The sequence below is a fragment of the Streptomyces sp. NPDC002886 genome (assembly GCF_042888445.1).
Lineage (GTDB): Bacteria > Actinomycetota > Actinomycetes > Streptomycetales > Streptomycetaceae > Streptomyces.
In genome coordinates this window covers 1150987-1167920 of the sequence record NZ_JBIAPV010000003.1, presented here as the reverse complement: position 1 = coordinate 1167920, position 16934 = coordinate 1150987, and the positions used below count along the sequence as shown (strand labels likewise).

Annotated in this window: 16 protein-coding genes; 14 read left to right on the top strand and 2 right to left on the bottom strand. The window is 69.7% G+C overall.

What is annotated here, in order from left to right:
* The first annotated feature begins 113 nt into the window (after positions 1-113).
* The gene (locus ACFYYB_RS17670; protein ID WP_389436042.1) at positions 114-1130 is read left to right on the top strand and encodes a hypothetical protein; all 1017 of its coding nucleotides are present in this window, start codon (positions 114-116) and stop codon (positions 1128-1130) included.
* A 13-nt stretch (positions 1131-1143) separates the two neighbouring features.
* Here the strand turns inward: ACFYYB_RS17670 and ACFYYB_RS17665 are convergent, their stop codons facing one another.
* Positions 1144-1635, bottom strand: a complete 492-nt coding sequence (locus tag ACFYYB_RS17665; RefSeq protein WP_389436041.1) for a hypothetical protein — start codon at positions 1633-1635, stop codon at positions 1144-1146.
* 267 nt (positions 1636-1902) lie between these two features.
* On the opposite strand from ACFYYB_RS17665, the gene ACFYYB_RS17660 reads away from it, so the two are divergent.
* Entirely contained in the window at positions 1903-2316 is a 414-nt protein-coding gene (locus tag ACFYYB_RS17660) for a hypothetical protein (protein ID WP_389436040.1), read from the top strand.
* A gap of 170 nt (positions 2317-2486) precedes the next feature.
* On the opposite strand, the gene ACFYYB_RS17655 is transcribed toward ACFYYB_RS17660, so the two are convergent.
* Positions 2487-3356, bottom strand: coding sequence for a C40 family peptidase (locus tag ACFYYB_RS17655; protein WP_389436039.1), 870 nt, complete (start codon positions 3354-3356; stop codon positions 2487-2489).
* Between the two features lie 936 nt (positions 3357-4292).
* On the opposite strand from ACFYYB_RS17655, the gene ACFYYB_RS17650 reads away from it, so the two are divergent.
* The 12 genes from ACFYYB_RS17650 to nuoL are packed head-to-tail and all read left to right on the top strand — an operon-like array spanning position 4293 to position 16933.
* A complete protein-coding gene (locus ACFYYB_RS17650) occupies positions 4293-4652 on the top strand; it encodes an NADH-quinone oxidoreductase subunit A (protein ID WP_030010013.1) in 360 nt (119 codons plus the stop codon).
* 15 nt (positions 4653-4667) lie between these two features.
* Positions 4668-5222 carry an NADH-quinone oxidoreductase subunit B family protein gene (locus tag ACFYYB_RS17645; protein ID WP_243339941.1) on the top strand — a complete coding sequence of 185 codons (555 nt, stop codon included), beginning with the start codon at positions 4668-4670 and terminating at the stop codon, positions 5220-5222.
* The gene (locus ACFYYB_RS17640) at positions 5219-5959 is read left to right on the top strand and encodes an NADH-quinone oxidoreductase subunit C (RefSeq protein ID WP_389436038.1); all 741 of its coding nucleotides are present in this window, start codon (positions 5219-5221) and stop codon (positions 5957-5959) included. Before ACFYYB_RS17645 ends, ACFYYB_RS17640 begins: the two co-directional genes overlap by 4 nt.
* Positions 5959-7317: an NADH-quinone oxidoreductase subunit D gene (locus tag ACFYYB_RS17635; protein ID WP_389436037.1), complete on the top strand. Its 1359-nt coding sequence runs from the start codon at positions 5959-5961 to the stop codon at positions 7315-7317. Before ACFYYB_RS17640 ends, ACFYYB_RS17635 begins: the two co-directional genes overlap by 1 nt.
* Positions 7314-8069: an NADH-quinone oxidoreductase subunit NuoE gene (nuoE, locus tag ACFYYB_RS17630; protein WP_389436036.1), complete on the top strand. Its 756-nt coding sequence runs from the start codon at positions 7314-7316 to the stop codon at positions 8067-8069. The genes ACFYYB_RS17635 and nuoE overlap by 4 nt, the downstream gene beginning before the upstream one ends.
* Positions 8069-9418, top strand: coding sequence for an NADH-quinone oxidoreductase subunit NuoF (gene nuoF / locus ACFYYB_RS17625; protein WP_389436035.1), 1350 nt, complete (start codon positions 8069-8071; stop codon positions 9416-9418). The genes nuoE and nuoF overlap by 1 nt, the downstream gene beginning before the upstream one ends.
* Entirely contained in the window at positions 9415-11922 is a 2508-nt protein-coding gene (locus ACFYYB_RS17620; protein ID WP_389436034.1) for an NADH-quinone oxidoreductase subunit G, read from the top strand. Before nuoF ends, ACFYYB_RS17620 begins: the two co-directional genes overlap by 4 nt.
* Entirely contained in the window at positions 11919-13289 is a 1371-nt protein-coding gene (gene nuoH, locus ACFYYB_RS17615) for an NADH-quinone oxidoreductase subunit NuoH (protein WP_389436033.1), read from the top strand. Before ACFYYB_RS17620 ends, nuoH begins: the two co-directional genes overlap by 4 nt.
* Positions 13282-13899, top strand: a complete 618-nt coding sequence (nuoI, locus tag ACFYYB_RS17610; RefSeq protein ID WP_389436032.1) for an NADH-quinone oxidoreductase subunit NuoI — start codon at positions 13282-13284, stop codon at positions 13897-13899. Before nuoH ends, nuoI begins: the two co-directional genes overlap by 8 nt.
* Positions 13896-14732 (top strand): NADH-quinone oxidoreductase subunit J, encoded by an 837-nt coding sequence (locus ACFYYB_RS17605; RefSeq protein ID WP_389436031.1) that lies wholly within the window; start codon positions 13896-13898, stop codon positions 14730-14732. The genes nuoI and ACFYYB_RS17605 overlap by 4 nt, the downstream gene beginning before the upstream one ends.
* Positions 14729-15028 (top strand): NADH-quinone oxidoreductase subunit NuoK, encoded by a 300-nt coding sequence (gene nuoK / locus ACFYYB_RS17600; RefSeq protein WP_112449176.1) that lies wholly within the window; start codon positions 14729-14731, stop codon positions 15026-15028. Before ACFYYB_RS17605 ends, nuoK begins: the two co-directional genes overlap by 4 nt.
* Before the next feature lie 9 nt (positions 15029-15037).
* Positions 15038-16933, top strand: a complete 1896-nt coding sequence (gene nuoL, locus ACFYYB_RS17595; protein ID WP_389436030.1) for an NADH-quinone oxidoreductase subunit L — start codon at positions 15038-15040, stop codon at positions 16931-16933.
* Position 16934: the final 1 nt, after the last annotated feature.

Genomic DNA, 16934 nt, shown 5'->3' with positions numbered 1-16934 from the left:
GATGTCCGCCGGACGGGACGGGGCGGCAAGTCGGTTTCCAGGCAAGAAGTTTGGCTGACCAGCAGGTGAGAAGGCCTTGTCCCGGTACCGGCCGGGCTGTTCAATTCCCGAGAATGAACAGGTCTTCCGGCATACGCCCGCGTCCGCTCGGCCGCACCGCGCCCCGTACCGCCCTCCGCGCCGCCCTCCCGGCCGCCGTCCTGCTGGTGCTGGTCCTGGCCGGCTGTTCGGATCCGGATGGCGGCGGCAGCGCGCAGGGGGAGCCGAAGCTCGGAGAGGTGGCGGTCGCCCCGGCGACCGCCTCGATCTCGCTGCCCCTGGACGCGTACACGGACACCGACGCCGAGACGGCCCGCATGGGACAGGTGCAGCAGCGGCTGCTCTCCCGGTGCATGGCCCGGTACGGGTTCCCGTACGAGGAGGTCAGGACCTCCGGGGCGGCCGGCGCCCAGGGGCCCGAGGGGCGGCACCGGGCGCTCTTCGGGGCGGTCGACGCGGAGTTCGCGGCGGCCCACGGCTACGACACGACCGCGGGCAAGGGACGGCCGGTCAAGCCCCCGGCGAAACCGCTGAGCGAGAGCGCCACCCTGGTCATGCACGGCGAACGGCCGGGTGGACAGCAGGGCGCCGAGCAGCCCCCGGACGCCGCGAGCGAGGAGGAGGCCGCGCAGGTGGACAGCGGCATCGACGTCGCGGGGCAGAAGGTGCCGCCCGGCGGGTGCATCCGGGAGGCGTACCGCAAGCTGTACGCGCCGACGAAGGGCAGCGTGGACCTGCTGTTCCCGTTCGGGCTGGCCTCGGAGGCGCACGAACGCTCCAAGGGAGACTCGCGGGTGGTCGCGGTGCTGGGGAACTGGTCCGCGTGCATGGAGAAGTCGGGGTACACGGGCCTGAAGGATCCCTACGAGGTCGTGCAGAAGCTCGGCCTGGAAGCCGATCCGGGCGGTCCCAAGGCCGTCGTCGCGGCCAAGGCCGACGTCGCCTGCAAGCGCGAGGTGAACCTCGTCGGCATCTGGGCCGCGGTGGAGAAGGCGTACCAGCAGCGGCTGGTGGAGGAGCAGGCCGAGACCCTCGCGCTGTACAAGAAGCAGCGCGAGGCCCGCTACAAGCTGGCGGCGGGGATCATCTGAGCCGCGGGGCCCGTCAGGAGGGCCGGGGCAGGCAGTCGCGGTACGCGTCGCGGTGGTCCCGCTTGAGGGCCTGCCACTGTTCGGAGGTGCCGCCGTCCTTCTGCTGCACCTCGCCCGTGACCGGATCCGGGTCCGGATACCAGGAGATGCCCTTCTCCCGCATGCACGCGGAGGACTTGCGCGCGGCGGCGAGGTCCTGCGCGCTCGCCTGTACGGGGACGGGGGACGGGAGCAGCGACAGGCAGGCCTGCTGCGCCGGGGGGTACTGCGGGCTGTCCTTCTCCACGAAGTGCGGAGCCCCGTCGTCCCCGTAGGAGACGGTCATCCCGTGCTGCCGCATGCACGTGTAGAACGGCACGTCCGCCGCCGCGATCGAGGGGGAGGCGGTGGGCCCGGCCGCGACTCCGGACTTTCCCGTTCCGGACTTTCCCGCGGCTTCCCCGCCCGCGCATCCGGTCAGTACGAGGCACAAAAGGAGTGACGAGGATATTTCGCGTACACGCACGAGGTGTTTCCCTTGCGGTCGGCGGAGTGGAAGGGCGCGCGTTGGTGCGGGAGGGGGAGGCCGGATGGCGACCGGACGGCGACTGGATAGCGGTGGAAAGGGGGCGGAAGGCCGCGGGGGAGCGTAATCGGGTGCCCGGAAAGCGGACAAGTCCGTTACCCGCCATGCTGGTTGTGGCCTGAACAGCCGAGAAGACCCTTGCCCTGCAGTGCTCCGGAAGGTTTAATCCCGGCCGGAATCAATTCCCTGAAGATGGAGAAATCACCCATGAGCACGACTCTTAACAAAATCGCCGCCGGCTGCGCCGCCGCGGTATCCGTCGGCGCCGTTCTCCTGGCTTCGGCCGGTCCGGCCGCCGCCAACACGGAACGCAACGGCTATCTGGAAACCAGCGAGTTCGGGCTTTACTACAACTCCAACCAAGGCGGTTGTGTCTTCGACCTGATGTCCTCGGACTGGAACTTCTACAACAACCTCTTCGTCGGGCCGGAGAACTGCGAGGGCCGGAACCGGGTGACGAACGACGACACCGCGTCCTACCGGAACCGGGACACGTACACCTGGAAGGTGGCCACCGAGACGAACCTCACCGGTCTCATCGGGTCGCTCCCCCCGGGCTATGTGGGCAACGCCAGCGTCAACTTCAAGAACAAGATCACCTCCGCCACGTTCCTCGACTGACGGGGCCGGTACGGCGCTCGACCCCCTCCGGGGCTCCGGGACCTCCCCCGGAGCCTCCGGGCGCCCCCAGGGAGCCTTCAGGACGCCGAAAGGCCGGTACTCCACCCCCGAGCGGGGGAGTACCGGCCTTTCGTGCGTCACCGGGAGCGGCCCGGGACTGCGGGGAGATGTCAGAGGACGCGAACGGCGCCCGTCGGCTTGTCGTAGCTCAGGGAGCGCTCGACGATGCCGGTGCTGGGGTTCTGCGCGCCGACGAACTTGCCGCCGCCGACGTAGACGGCGACGTGGTACGCGCTGCCCTTGGAGCCCCAGTACAGGATGTCGCCCGGCTGAAGGGCGCTCAGGGAGACCGAGGTGCCGGCCGAGGACTGCGCCTGCGACATGCGCGGCAGGCTGATGCCGGCCTGGCGGTACGCGGCCTGGACGAGGCCCGAGCAGTCGAACGAGGACGGGCCGGTGCCGCCCATGACGTACGCCTTGCCGACCTGCGCGCGGGCGAAGTTGACGATGGCGGCGGCGGAGCCGGTCGCGGGGGCCGTGACGGTGCCCTTGCCCTGCGAGGAGCCCGCGGAGGAGTTGCCCTTCGGGGCGGAGGACCCGGAGTTGCTCTGGATCGAGGTGCGTTCCGTGCTGCGGCTGGCGCGCTCGGCCTCGGCCTTGCGGTCCGCCTCGGCCTTGGCCTTGGCCTTCGCCTCGGCGTCGGCCTTCTGCTGGGCGTCGGCCTTCAGCTGCTTGGCCTCGGCGGCGGCGCCCGTGCGGGCGCTCTCCTCCAGGGCGTTGAGCTCGCCGTCGACGGCGGCGGCGCGGGTGTTCTCCGCGGCCTTGGTGACGGACGAGGACACCTCGGCGGCCAGGTCCAGGTCGAGGACCGGCATTTCGAGAGTGGTCTCGTGCACGGGCTCGGCGGAGGGGGTGGCGCTCGCCGTGCCGGCCATGGCCAGGGTGCTGAGGACGCCACCGGCAACTCCGGCGCGGACCGCGAGCTTCGAGGCGCTGCGGCGGGGCTTCCGGTGGCTGGGTATGTGAGCGGTGAGGGACATGGGTACAACCGCTATCAGGGCACGCCGGTTGCGTTCAAGAAACGTGGTCTGCGCCACAGTTGTGCGCGAAGCGGGCTAACCGGGCGCGTCGGACCTCTTATTGACGCCGTAACGGGCGAATCGGGCAGCCACTCACAGGGCTGTGATCATGGGGTTTCCGCAATTAGTCCGAATTGATCCCGGGCCTACCATCCGCCCGCACAGATGGCCAAGCCCCCTTTCGGTACCCCGAATTCCGAGTGGCACAGGTCACAGGAGTGTCACGCGATGCGGACGCTGCGGCCCTCCTGTGATCGAACCGTGAACGCGCCGAGGGCTCGGAGCCGGGCCGCGATCGATCCCGGGGTGCCCCGGGGCGACCTCCGGGGGAGCCCCGGGCCACCTCCGGGTGACCTCGGTCCGACCTCCGGCCACGCTCCCGGCCTCTCTCTGCCCGACCTCCGCCGACCTCCGCCGACCTCCGCCCGACCTCCGCCCGAGCTCCGCCCGGCTTCGCTTCGGCTTCGCTCCGACCTCTGTCTCGACCTCTGCCCCGACTTCGTGAACGCATGCACGCGTCCACTCCCGTACGCGCGGGGTCCCCCGACCGGGGGACGCCGATCCCTTTATCATCACGCGCTCCCCCTCGCCAATTTGCATGCAGAGGCCACGATTTGATAGTGCGACGGGCCTTCCACCTGCGACGACAGGTGCGGATGTCACCTTTGGTGATCATGTGGAAGCTTCACGTATGAAGATCACCACTCATTGGGCTTCATGATCGTTCGTCAGGTGGTGGAGATCACAAACTCGTTGTTGTAACCCGTGTCGCAGATCACAGATGGGCGGGCATAAGATGCGCACCAGTCCGGCTTGTGAACTGCCTCACATGCGAGGCGGGGCGCGCGGCGCCGGCAGCGGTCCAACGGTCAAGGACGACTGGAAGGAGCGAGGAGCGTGAATGCGTACGCGCCCATCCTCGTGCTCGGCGCCCTCGGCGCAGGGTTTGCGATCTTCTCCGTGGTCATGGCCACGCTGATCGGTCCAAAACGGTACAACCGGGCAAAACTTGAAGCGTACGAGTGCGGCATCGAGCCCACTCCCATGCCCGCCGGTGGCGGCCGCTTCCCCATCAAGTACTACCTGACGGCGATGCTCTTCATCGTCTTCGACATCGAGGTTGTCTTCCTCTACCCCTGGGCGGTCACCTTCGACTCGCTGGGGATCTTCGGGCTCGTCGAGATGCTCCTCTTCGTGCTCACCGTCTTCGTCGCCTACGCCTACGTATGGCGCCGCGGCGGCCTGGAATGGGACTGAGGGGCTGAATTTTCCATGGGACTGGAAGAGAAGCTGCCGAGCGGCTTTCTGCTGACCACCGTCGAACAGGCCGCGGGATGGGTGCGCAAGGCGTCCGTCTTCCCGGCCACCTTCGGCCTGGCCTGCTGCGCGATCGAGATGATGACCACCGGAGCGGGCCGGTACGACCTGGCCCGCTTCGGCATGGAGGTCTTCCGCGGATCCCCGCGCCAGGCCGACCTGATGATCGTGGCCGGCCGGGTCAGCCAGAAGATGGCGCCGGTGCTGCGGCAGGTGTACGACCAGATGCCCGCTCCCAAGTGGGTCATCTCTATGGGTGTTTGTGCGTCTTCGGGCGGAATGTTCAACAACTACGCGATCGTCCAGGGCGTCGACCACATCGTCCCCGTGGACATCTACCTGCCCGGCTGCCCGCCCCGCCCCGAGATGCTGCTCGACGCGATCCTCAAGCTCCACCAGAAGATCCAGGGCGGCAAGCTCGGCGTGAACCGGGAAGAGGCGGCCCGCGAGGCGGAGGAGGCGGCCCTCAAGGCGCTCCCCACCATTGAGATGAAGGGGCTCCTGCGGTGAGCGAGGACCCGGCCGTGCACAGCGGCCCCCATGCCGGCGACGGCGACAACGTGCCCGCGCCCCGCGGAGCGGCCGGTCCCGAGGTGATCGGCGTCCGCAAGGGCATGTTCGGCGCCAGCAGCGGCGGCGACACCAGCGGCTACGGCGGCCTCGTGCGCTCCGTGGCCCTGCCCGGCGCGAGCGCCCGCCCGTACGGCTCGTACTTCGACGAGGTCGTCGACGAGCTCGAAGGGGCGCTGGAGGAGCAGGACCTGCTCCCCGAGAACGCCATCGAGAAGGTCGTCGTCGACCGCGCGGAGCTGACCCTCCACATCGCGCGCGAGCACCTGCTCCTCGTGGCGAAGACCCTCCGCGACGACCCGGCCCTGCGCTTCGAGCTCTGCACCGGAGTGAGCGGGGTGCACTTCCCGGACGACAAGGGCCGCGAGCTGCACGCCGTCTACCACCTGCGCTCGCTCACCCACGGCCGGATCCTGCGGCTGGAGGTGACCGCCCCGGACGCCGACCCGCACGTGCCCTCGATCGTCTCGGTCTACCCGACCAACGACTGGCACGAGCGCGAGACGTACGACTTCTTCGGCCTGATCTTCGACGGGCACCCGGCCCTCACGCGGATCATGATGCCGGACGACTGGCAGGGCTTCCCGCAGCGCAAGGACTACCCGCTCGGCGGCATCGCCATCGAGTACAAGGGCGCCCAGATCCCGGCTCCCGACCAGCGGAGGTCGTACAGCTGATGAACACGCAACCGAATCACGCCTCCGCCGACCACGCCTCCGCCGACCACGCCTCGGCCCGCGAGACGACCGAGGGCACCGTCTACACCGTCACCGGCGGCGACTGGGACGAGGTCGTCCAGTCGGCGGCCCGCGCGGACGACGAGCGGATCGTCGTCAACATGGGTCCCCAGCACCCCTCCACCCACGGAGTGCTCCGCCTGATCCTGGAGATCGACGGCGAGACGGTCACCGAGGCCCGCTGCGGCATCGGCTACCTCCACACCGGCATCGAGAAGAACCTCGAATACCGGAACTGGACGCAGGGCACCACCTTCGTCACGCGCATGGACTACCTGACGCCGTTCTTCAACGAGACGGCGTACTGCCTGGGCGTCGAGAAGCTGCTCGGCATCACCGATCAGATCCCGGACCGCGCCTCCGTCATCCGCGTCCTGCTGATGGAGCTCAACCGGCTCTCCTCCCACCTGGTGTGCATCGCCACCGGCGGCATGGAGCTGGGCGCGACCACGATCATGATCTACGGGTTCCGCGACCGCGAGCTGATCCTCGACGTGTTCGAGCTGATCACCGGCCTGCGCATGAACCACGCGTTCATCCGCCCCGGCGGTCTCGCCCAGGACCTTCCGCCGGGCGCCGTGGACCAGCTCCGCGAGTTCGTGAAGACCATGAAGAAGAACCTGCCGGAGTACGACAGCCTCGCCACCGGCAACCCCATCTTCAAGGCCCGCATGCAGGACGTCGGCTACCTCGACCTCACCGGCTGCATGGCGCTCGGCGCCACAGGCCCGGTCCTGCGCTCGGCCGGTCTCCCGCACGACCTGCGCAAGACGGACCCGTACTGCGGCTACGAGAACTACGAGTTCGACGTGCCGACCACCGAGTCCTGCGACTCCTACGGGCGGTTCCTGATCCGCCTGGAGGAGATGCGCCAGTCCCTGCGGATCGTCGAGCAGTGCCTGGACCGGCTGGAGCCGGGCCCGGTCATGGTCGCCGACAAGAAGATCGCCTGGCCGGCGCAGCTCGCCATGGGCCCCGACGGCCTCGGCAACTCGCTCGACCACATCAAGCAGATCATGGGCACCTCGATGGAGTCCCTCATCCACCACTTCAAGCTGGTGACCGAGGGCTTCCGGGTACCGGCCGGCCAGGCCTACGCGGCCGTGGAGTCGCCCAAGGGCGAGCTCGGCGTGCACGTGGTCTCCGACGGCGGCACCCGCCCCTACCGGGTCCACTTCCGCGACCCGTCCTTCACCAACCTGCAGGCCATGGCGGCGATGTGCGAGGGCGGCCAGGTCGCCGACGTCATCGTGGCCGTCGCCTCCATCGACCCCGTGATGGGAGGCGTCGACCGATGACGGCCAATCAGCCCGTATCAGGGGTGAGCCTGGGCATGCCCCAGCTTCCGGCACCCGACTTCGCGCCGGACGTGCGCGCCCGGCTCGAAGCGGACGCGAAGGAGGTCATCGCCCGCTACCCCGACAGCCGCTCCGCGCTGCTGCCGCTGCTCCACCTCATCCAGTCGGAGGAGGGCTACGTCTCGCGCACCGGCATCCGGTTCTGCGCCGAGGTGCTGGGCCTGACGACCGCCGAGGTCACGGCCGTGGCGACCTTCTACACGATGTACCGGCGCAAGCCCTCCGGGGACTACCAGGTCGGTGTCTGTACGAACACCCTGTGCGCGGTCATGGGCGGCGACGCCATCTTCGACGAGCTCAAGGAACACCTCGGGGTCGGCAACAACGAGACCACCGCCGACGGCAAGGTCACCCTCGAGCACATCGAGTGCAACGCGGCCTGCGACTACGCCCCCGTGGTGATGGTCAACTGGGAGTTCTTCGACAACCAGACCCCCGAGTCCGCCAAGGCCATGGTGGACGACCTGCTGGCCGGCCGCCCCGTCGAGCCGACCCGGGGCGCGCCGCTGTGCACGTACAAGGAGACCGCCCGGATCCTGGCGGGCTTCCCCGACGAGCGCGAGGGCGCGGTCGAGGCGACCGGCGGCGCCGGTCACGCCTCCCTGATCGGCCTGCGCATCGCGCGCGGCGAAGCCCCGCACGCCCCGATCGTGCACCCGCGCGGCGAGGCCACCATCGAGGGAGGGGAGTGATGACCGTGTCCACCGAACTGAGTAAGAACGGCACGAGTCCGGAGAAGCTCCTCGCACCCGTCCTGTCGGCCTTCTGGGACGAGCCGCGGTCGTGGACGCTGGAGACCTACCGGCGCCACGAGGGGTACGAGGGCCTGCGCAAGGCGCTCGCCATGACCCCCGACGACCTCATCGCCTACGTGAAGGACTCGGGCCTGCGCGGACGCGGCGGCGCGGGCTTCCCCACCGGCATGAAGTGGCAGTTCATCCCGCAGGGCGACGGCAAGCCGCACTACCTCGTGGTGAACGCGGACGAGTCGGAGCCGGGCACCTGCAAGGACATCCCGCTCCTGTTCGCGAACCCGCACTCCCTCATCGAGGGAATGATCATCGCCTGCTACGCGATCCGCTCGGAGCACGCCTTCATCTACCTGCGCGGCGAGACCGTGCCGGTCCTGCGGCGCCTGCACGAGGCGGTCCGCGAGGCGTACGAGGCCGGGTACCTCGGGGAGAACATCCTCGGGAGCGGACTCAAGCTCGACATCACCGTGCACGCGGGCGCGGGCGCCTACATCTGCGGCGAGGAAACGGCCCTCCTGGACTCCCTCGAAGGCCGCCGCGGCCAGCCCCGGCTGCGTCCGCCCTTCCCCGCGGTCGAGGGCCTGTACGCCTGCCCCACCGTCGTGAACAACGTGGAGTCCATCGCCTCGGTTCCCGCGATCCTGAACAAGGGCAAGGACTGGTTCAAGTCGATGGGGACCGAGAAGTCCCCCGGCTTCACCCTGTACTCGCTCTCCGGGCACGTGGTCGGCCCCGGCCAGTACGAGGCCCCGCTCGGGATCACCCTGCGCCAGCTCCTCGACATGAGCGGCGGCATGCGCCCCGGGCACCGGCTGAAGTTCTGGACCCCGGGCGGCTCCTCCACCCCGATGTTCACCGAGGAGCACCTCGACGTCCCCCTCGACTACGAGGGCGTCGGCGCGGCCGGCTCCATGCTGGGCACCAAGGCCCTGCAGTGCTTCGACGAGACGACCTGCGTGGTGCGGGCGGTGACCCGCTGGACCGAGTTCTACGCCCACGAGTCCTGCGGCAAGTGCACGCCCTGCCGCGAAGGCACGTACTGGCTGGTCCAGTTGCTGCGCGACATCGAAGCGGGCAAGGGGGTCATGTCCGACCTCGAGAAGCTGAACGACATCGCCGACAACATCAACGGCAAGTCGTTCTGCGCGCTCGGCGACGGCGCCGCCAGCCCCATCTTCTCCTCGCTCAAGTACTTCCGCGCGGAGTACGAGCAGCACATCACGGGCAAGGGCTGCCCCTTCGACCCCAAGAAGTCGACCCTCTGGGCCGACACGGAGGTGACCGCATGACCGTGACCACCACAGCGGCCTCCGGCGGCGGGGAAGCGGCGGTCCCGCCCGTGGACCACATCTCCCTGACCATCGACGGCATCGAACTGTCGGTGCCCAAGGGGACCCTGGTCATCCGGGCCGCCGAGCAGCTCGGCATCGAGATCCCCCGGTTCTGCGACCACCCCCTCCTCTCGCCGGCCGGCGCCTGCCGCCAGTGCATCGTCGAGGTCGAGGGCCAGCGCAAGCCGATGGCCTCCTGCACCATCACCTGCACCGACGGCATGGTCGTCAAGACCCAGCTCACCTCCCCGGTCGCCGACAAGGCCCAGCGAGGGGTGATGGAGCTGCTGCTCATCAACCACCCGCTGGACTGCCCGGTCTGCGACAAGGGCGGCGAGTGCCCGCTGCAGAACCAGGCGATGTCCCACGGCAACGCCGAATCGCGTTTCGAGGGCAAGAAGCGGACGTACGAGAAGCCGGTCCCGATCTCCACGCAGGTGCTGCTGGACCGCGAGCGCTGTGTGCTGTGCGCCCGCTGCACCCGCTTCTCCAACGAGATCGCCGGCGACCCGATGATCGAGCTCCTGGAGCGCGGCGCGCTCCAGCAGGTCGGCACCGGCGAGGGCGACCCCTTCGAGTCGTACTTCTCCGGCAACACCATCCAGATCTGCCCGGTCGGCGCCCTCACCTCGGCCGCCTACCGGTTCCGCTCCCGACCCTTCGACCTCGTCTCCTCCCCGAGCGTGTGCGAGCACTGCGCGGGCGGCTGCGCGACCCGCACCGACCACCGCCGCGGCAAGGTGCTGCGCCGGATGGCCGCGGAGGACCCCGAGGTCAACGAGGAGTGGATCTGCGACAAGGGCCGCTTCGGGTTCCGCTACGCGCAGCGCCCCGACCGGCTCACCACCCCGCTGGTGCGCGGGAGCGACGGGGTCCTGGCCCCGGCCAGCTGGCCCGAGGCCCTGGAGGCCGCCGCCAACGGGCTCGCCGCCGCGCGCGGCCGGGCCGGAGTGCTGACCGGCGGACGCCTCACCGTCGAGGACGCCTACGCGTACGCCAAGTTCGCCCGGGTCGTCCTCGACACCAACGACATCGACTTCCGCGCCCGCGTGCACAGCGCGGAGGAGACCGAGTTCCTGGCCTCCTCCGTCGCCGGCATCGGCAAGGACCTCGACGGGCACGGCGTCACCAACGCCTCCCTGGAGGCGGCCCCGGCCGTGCTCCTCGTCGGCATCGAGGCCGAGGAGGAGGCCCCCGGGGTCTTCCTGCGGCTGCGCAAGGCCCACCGCAAGCACAAGCAGCGGACCTTCGCCCTCGCCCCGTTCGCCACGCGCGGCCTGGAGAAGGCGGGCGGCACCCTGCTTGCCGCCGCCCCCGGCACCGAGCCCGAGTGGCTCAACGCCCTGGCCTCGCAGGCCGGCCTGGAGGACGGCGGCCAGGCCGCCGCCGACGCGCTGCGCCTGCCCGGCGCCGTCATCGTGGTCGGGGAGCGCCTCGCGGGCGTGCCCGGCGCGCTGACCGCGGCCGTCCGGGCCGCCTCCGCGAGCGGCGCCACCCTGGTGTGGATCCCGCGCCGGGCCGGAGAGCGGGCCGCCGTCGAGGCGGGCGCGCTGCCGTCCCTGCTGCCGGGCGCCCGCCCGGCCACCGACCCGCGCGCCCGCGACGAGGTCGCGGCCGCCTGGGGCCTGGACGAGCTCCCGCACCGCTACGGCCGCGACACCGGCCAGATCGTCGAGGCCGCGGCGACCCGCGAACTCTCGGCCCTGCTGGTCGCGGGCGTCGAGCTCGCCGACCTGCCGGACCCGGCCCGCGCGAAGCTCGCGCTCCAGGAGGCCTTCGTGGTCTCCCTGGAACTGCGGCCCGGCGAGGTCACCGACCTCGCGGACGTGGTCTTCCCGGTCGCGGCCGTCGCCGAGAAGCCCGGCGCGTTCATCAACTGGGAGGGCAGGGTCCGGCCGTTCGAGGCCGCGCTCAAGCCCGAGCAGATGACCCGCCGGCTCGCCCCCGCCGACTCCCGCGTGCTGCACATGCTGGCCGACGCGGCCGACCGGCCCATCGCGCTGCCCGACGTACACGCCGTGCGCCGGGAGCTCGACGGGCTCGGCCCGTGGGCCGGAGAGCGCGCCGAGGGCCGGCCCGGGGACCGGGCGCTGCTGCCCCGTCCCGGCGCGGGCGAGGCGGTCCTCGCGGGCCACCGGCTCCTCCTGGACCAGGGTCTGCTCCAGGACGGAGACGAGGCCCTGGCCGGTACCCGGCACGAGGCGAGTGCCCGCCTGTCGGCCGCCACGGCCGCCGAGACCGGCGTCAAGAACGGCGACGTCCTCGCGGTGACCGGCCCGGCCGGCTCCGTGGAACTGCCGCTGCGCGTCACCGAGATGCCCGACCGGGTGGTCTGGCTCCCGATGAACTCCACCGGCTCCGGGGTCCTCGCCGACACCGGAGCCCGCCCGGGGGAGCTGGTCCGCATCGGCCCGGCCACCCCCGCCGACACCAGCGACTCCCCTGCGGAGGTGGGCGCGTGAACACCGTTCAGATCGCCGCCGAAGACCTCTCCCTGTTCGGCAGGGACGTCTGGTGGCTCGTCGTCGTCAAGGCGGTGTTCTGCTTCGCCTTCCTGATGGTGACCGTGCTCTTCTCCATCGTGTGGGAGCGCAAGGTCGTCGCCTGGATGCAGCTGCGCATCGGCCCCAACCGGCACGGCCCCTGGGGCATGCTCCAGTCGCTCGCCGACGGCGTGAAGCTGATGCTGAAGGAAGACCTGATCGTCAAGCGGGCCGACAAGGTCGTCTACGTCTTGGCCCCGATCATCGCGGCGATCCCGGCCTTCATGGCCATCGCGGTGATCCCCTTCGGCCCCTCGGGCAACGAGGTCTCCATCTTCGGCCAGCGCACCACGATGCAGCTGACCGACCTGCCGATCGCGATGCTCTACATCCTCGCGGTGGCCTCGGTCGGCATCTACGGCATCGTCCTGGCGGGCTGGTCCTCCGGCTCCACGTACCCGCTCCTCGGCGGCCTGCGCTCCTGCGCGCAGATGATCTCCTACGAGATCGCGATGGGCGCGGCCTTCGCCTCGGTCTTCCTCTACTCCGGGTCGATGTCGACCTCGAAGATCGTCGAAGCCCAGGCGGACCGCTGGTACATCATCCTGCTGCCGGTCTCCTTCATCATCTACGTCATCACGATGGTCGGCGAGACGAACCGCGCCCCCTTCGACATGCCGGAGTCCGAGGGCGACCTGGTCGGCGGCTTCAACACCGAGTACTCCTCCATCAAGTTCGCGCTGTTCATGCTCGCCGAGTACGTCAACATGGTCACCGTCTCCGCGGTCTCGGTCACCCTGTTCCTGGGCGGCTGGCGGGCCCCGGCGCCGATCTCCACGTACTGGGAGGGCGCGAACCACGGCTGGTGGCCGATGCTCTGGTTCGTCCTGAAGGTCCAGCTGCTCCTCTTCTTCTTCATCTGGCTGCGCGGCACGCTCCCGCGCGTGCGCTACGACCAGCTGATGAAGCTCGGCTGGAAGGTGCTGATCCCGGTCTCCGTGGTGTGGCTGATGCTGGTCGCCACCGTCCGGGCGCTGCGCAACGAGAACTACGACTTCCAGGAGATCGTGCTCTACGTCGGCGGCGGGGTCATCGCGCTCCTGCTGCTGTCCTTCGTCGCGGACCTGTTCCGCGACAAGAAGGAGAAGACGGCCCTCGCGGACGCCGAACAGGCGGCCGCCGCCGAACCCTTCGACCCCCTGGCGGGCGGATTCCCCGTACCGCCCAAGCCCGGCCAGCACCTGGCACCCGTACCGCGCAGGCGGCCCCGCAGTGAGCGGGAGCTCATTGTCAGTGGCGCGGCGAATACTGACAGTGACCGAGAGGAGGGTGCTGAGAATGTCTGACAAGTCTGACGCCGAGCAGGGCGAGAAGTGGCAGAACCCGGTGGCCGGCTTCGGCGTGACCTTCAAGGCCATGTTCAAGAAGCGCCTCACCGAGCAGTACCCGGAGCAGGAAAAGACCACCGCACCCCGCTTCCACGGGCGGCACCAGCTCAACCGCCACCCGGACGGTCTGGAGAAGTGCATCGGGTGCGAACTGTGCGCCTGGGCCTGTCCCGCCGACGCGATCTACGTCGAGGGCGCGGACAACACCGAGGAGGAGCGCTACTCCCCGGGTGAGCGGTACGGCCGGGTCTACCAGATCAACTACGCCCGCTGCATCCTGTGCGGGCTGTGCGTCGAGGCGTGCCCGACCAGGGCGCTGACCATGACGAACGAGTTCGAACTGGCCGACTCCAGCCGCGAAGCGCTCATCTACACCAAGGAGCAGCTGCTCTCCGGGCTCACCGAGGGCATGGTCGAGGCACCGCACTCGATCTTCCCCGGCACCGACGACACGGACTACTACCGCGGGCTGGTGACCGGGGCGGCTCCCGGCACGGTCCGTCAGGTGGCCGTGTCCAAGGGCGAGACCGCGGCCTCCGAGGGCGCTTCCGAGGGGGTGGGGGCATGAGCGCCCTCGCCGCAGCCGCCACCCTCACCTCCACCGGTGAGGCCGTGCAGTTCTGGGTCCTCGGCACGGTCGCCGTCATCGGCGCACTGGCCACGATCCTGATGAAGAAGGCCGTGCACAGCGCGCTGAGCCTCGCCGGGACGATGATCATCCTGGCGGTCTTCTACCTCGCCAACGGCGCGTACTTCCTCGGCATCGTCCAGGTCGTCGTCTACACCGGCGCGATCATGATGCTCTTCCTCTTCGTCGTCATGCTCGTCGGCGTCACCGCCGCGGACTCGCTGACCGAGACCATCAAGGGGCAGCGCTGGCTGGCCGCCCTGTGCGGACTCGGCTTCGGCATCCTGCTGATCGCCGGCATCTCCAACGCCAAGCTCACCCACTTCAACGGACTCGGCCGGATCAACTCCGGCGGGCACGTCGAGGGCCTGGCCACGCTGATCTTCACCAAGTACGTGTTCGCCTTCGAGGTCACCGGCGCCCTGCTGATCACCGCGGCCGTCGGTGCGATGGTGCTCACCCACCGCGAGCGCACCGAGCGGGCCGCCACCCAGCGCGAGCTCGCCGAGCGCCGCGTGCGCGCGGGCGTCCAGCTCCCGCCGCTGCCCGCACCCGGCGTCTACGCCCGGCACAACGCCGTGGACGTCGCGGGCCTGCTGCCGGACGGCACCCCCTCCGAGCTCACCGTCAACCAGACGCTGCGCGCCCGCGGCCAGATCAGGGACGTCTCCGGCAAGGCCCTGGACGACCTGAAGGCCCTGGAGCAGCGGTCGTCCGAGCGGCTCGGCCGCGACGCCCTCGGCCACGACGCCCGTGAGGAGGCCTCGAAGTGAACCCGGTCAACTACCTGTACCTGTCCGCGCTGCTGTTCACCATCGGGGCGGCCGGAGTACTGATCCGGAAGAACGCGATCGTGCTGTTCATGTGCGTGGAGCTCATGCTCAACGCCTGCAACCTCGCCTTCGTGACCTTCTCCCGGATGCACGGCAACCTCGACGGCCAGATCATCGCGTTCTTCACGATGGTCGTCGCCGCCGCCGAGGTCGTGGTGGGCCTCGCGATCATCGTGTCGCTGTTCCGTACCCGCCACTCGGCCTCGGTCGACGACGCCAGCCTGATGAAGCTGTAAGGGGTCGCTGTGGAGAACATGATCGCGCTGCTGGTAGCAGCGCCCCTGCTCGGAGCGGCGGTGCTGCTCTGCGGCGGCCGCCGGCTCGACAAGACCGGCCACTGGATCGGCACCCTGTTCGCCGCCGCCTCCTTCGGCATCGGCCTCACCCTCTTCGCCGACATGCTCGGCAAGACCGCCGAGGAGCGGACCTTCCACCAGCGGCTGTTCAGCTGGATCCCGGTGGAGGGCTTCCAGGCCGACATCGGCTTCCAGCTCGACCAGCTGTCGATGACCTTCGTCCTGCTGATCTCCGGGGTGGGCACGCTCATCCACGTGTACTCCATCGGGTACATGGAGCACGACGAGCGCCGCCGCCGCTTCTTCGGCTACCTCAACCTCTTCGTCGCCGCGATGCTGCTCCTGGTCATCGCCGACAACTACCTCCTGCTGTACGTCGGCTGGGAGGGCGTGGGCCTCGCCTCGTACCTCCTGATCGGCTTCTGGCAGCACAAGCCCAGCGCGGCCACCGCCGCGAAGAAGGCCTTCCTGGTCAACCGGGTCGGCGACATGGGCCTTTCGATCGCCATCATGCTGATGTTCACCACCTTCGGCACCTTCGCCTTCGGCCCGGTCCTCGGCTCGGTGTCCGAGGCAGGCGAGGGCAAGCTGACGGCGATCGCCCTGATGCTGCTGCTCGCCGCGTGCGGCAAGTCGGCCCAGGTGCCGCTGCAGTCCTGGCTCGGCGACGCGATGGAGGGCCCGACCCCGGTCTCGGCCCTCATCCACGCGGCGACCATGGTCACCGCCGGCGTCTACCTGATCGTCCGCTCGGGCGCCATCTTCAACGGGGCGCCGGACGCGCAGACCGCGGTCGTCGTGGTCGGCGCGGTCACGCTCCTCTTCGGTGCGATCGTCGGTTGCGCCAAGGACGACATCAAGAAGGCCCTCGCCGGCTCGACGATGTCGCAGATCGGCTACATGATCCTGGCGGCCGGCCTCGGCCCCATCGGGTACGTGTTCGCGATCATGCACCTGGTCACGCACGGCTTCTTCAAGGCGGGCCTCTTCCTCGGCGCCGGTTCCGTGATGCACGGGATGAACGACGAGGTCGACATGCGCAAGTACGGCGGCCTGCGGAAGTACATGCCGGTCACCTTCGTCACCTTCGGCCTCGGCTACCTCGCCATCATCGGCTTCCCGGGCCTGTCGGGGTTCTTCTCCAAGGACCTGATCATCGAGGCCGCCTTCGCCAAGGGCGGCACCCAGGGCTGGATCCTCGGAGGGGTCACCCTCCTCGGTGCGGCGATCACCGCCTTCTACATGACCCGCGTCATGCTCCTCACCTTCTTCGGCGAGAAGCGCTGGCAGCCGGACGCCGAAGGCCACGCGCCGCACCCGCACGAGTCCCCGAAGTCCATGACCATCCCGATGATCGTCCTGGCCTTCGGCTCGGTCTTCGCCGGTGGCTTCTTCGGCATCGGCGACCGCTTCCTGAAGTGGCTGGAGCCCGTCACCGGTCACCAGCACGGACACCCGCCGGTCAGCGCCACGACGGTCACCGCGGCCACCATGGTGGTCCTCGTCATCGGCGTCGCCATCGCCTGGGCGATGTACGGCAGGAAGCCCGTCCCGGTCGTCGCCCCGCGCGGCTCGCTCCTCACCCGGGCGGCCCGACGGGACCTCTACCAGGACGACTTCAACCACGTGGTCCTGGTCCGCGGCGGGGAGCACCTGACCCGCTCCCTCGTCTACGTCGACCACAGCCTGGTCGACGGCGTGGTCAACGGGACGGCCGCCGGAGTCGGCGGACTGTCGGGCCGGCTGCGCAAGCTGCAGAACGGCTACGCCCGCAGCTACGCGGTCTCGATGTTCGGGGGCACGGCGATCCTGATCGCCGCGACCCTGCTGATGAGGGCGGTGTGAG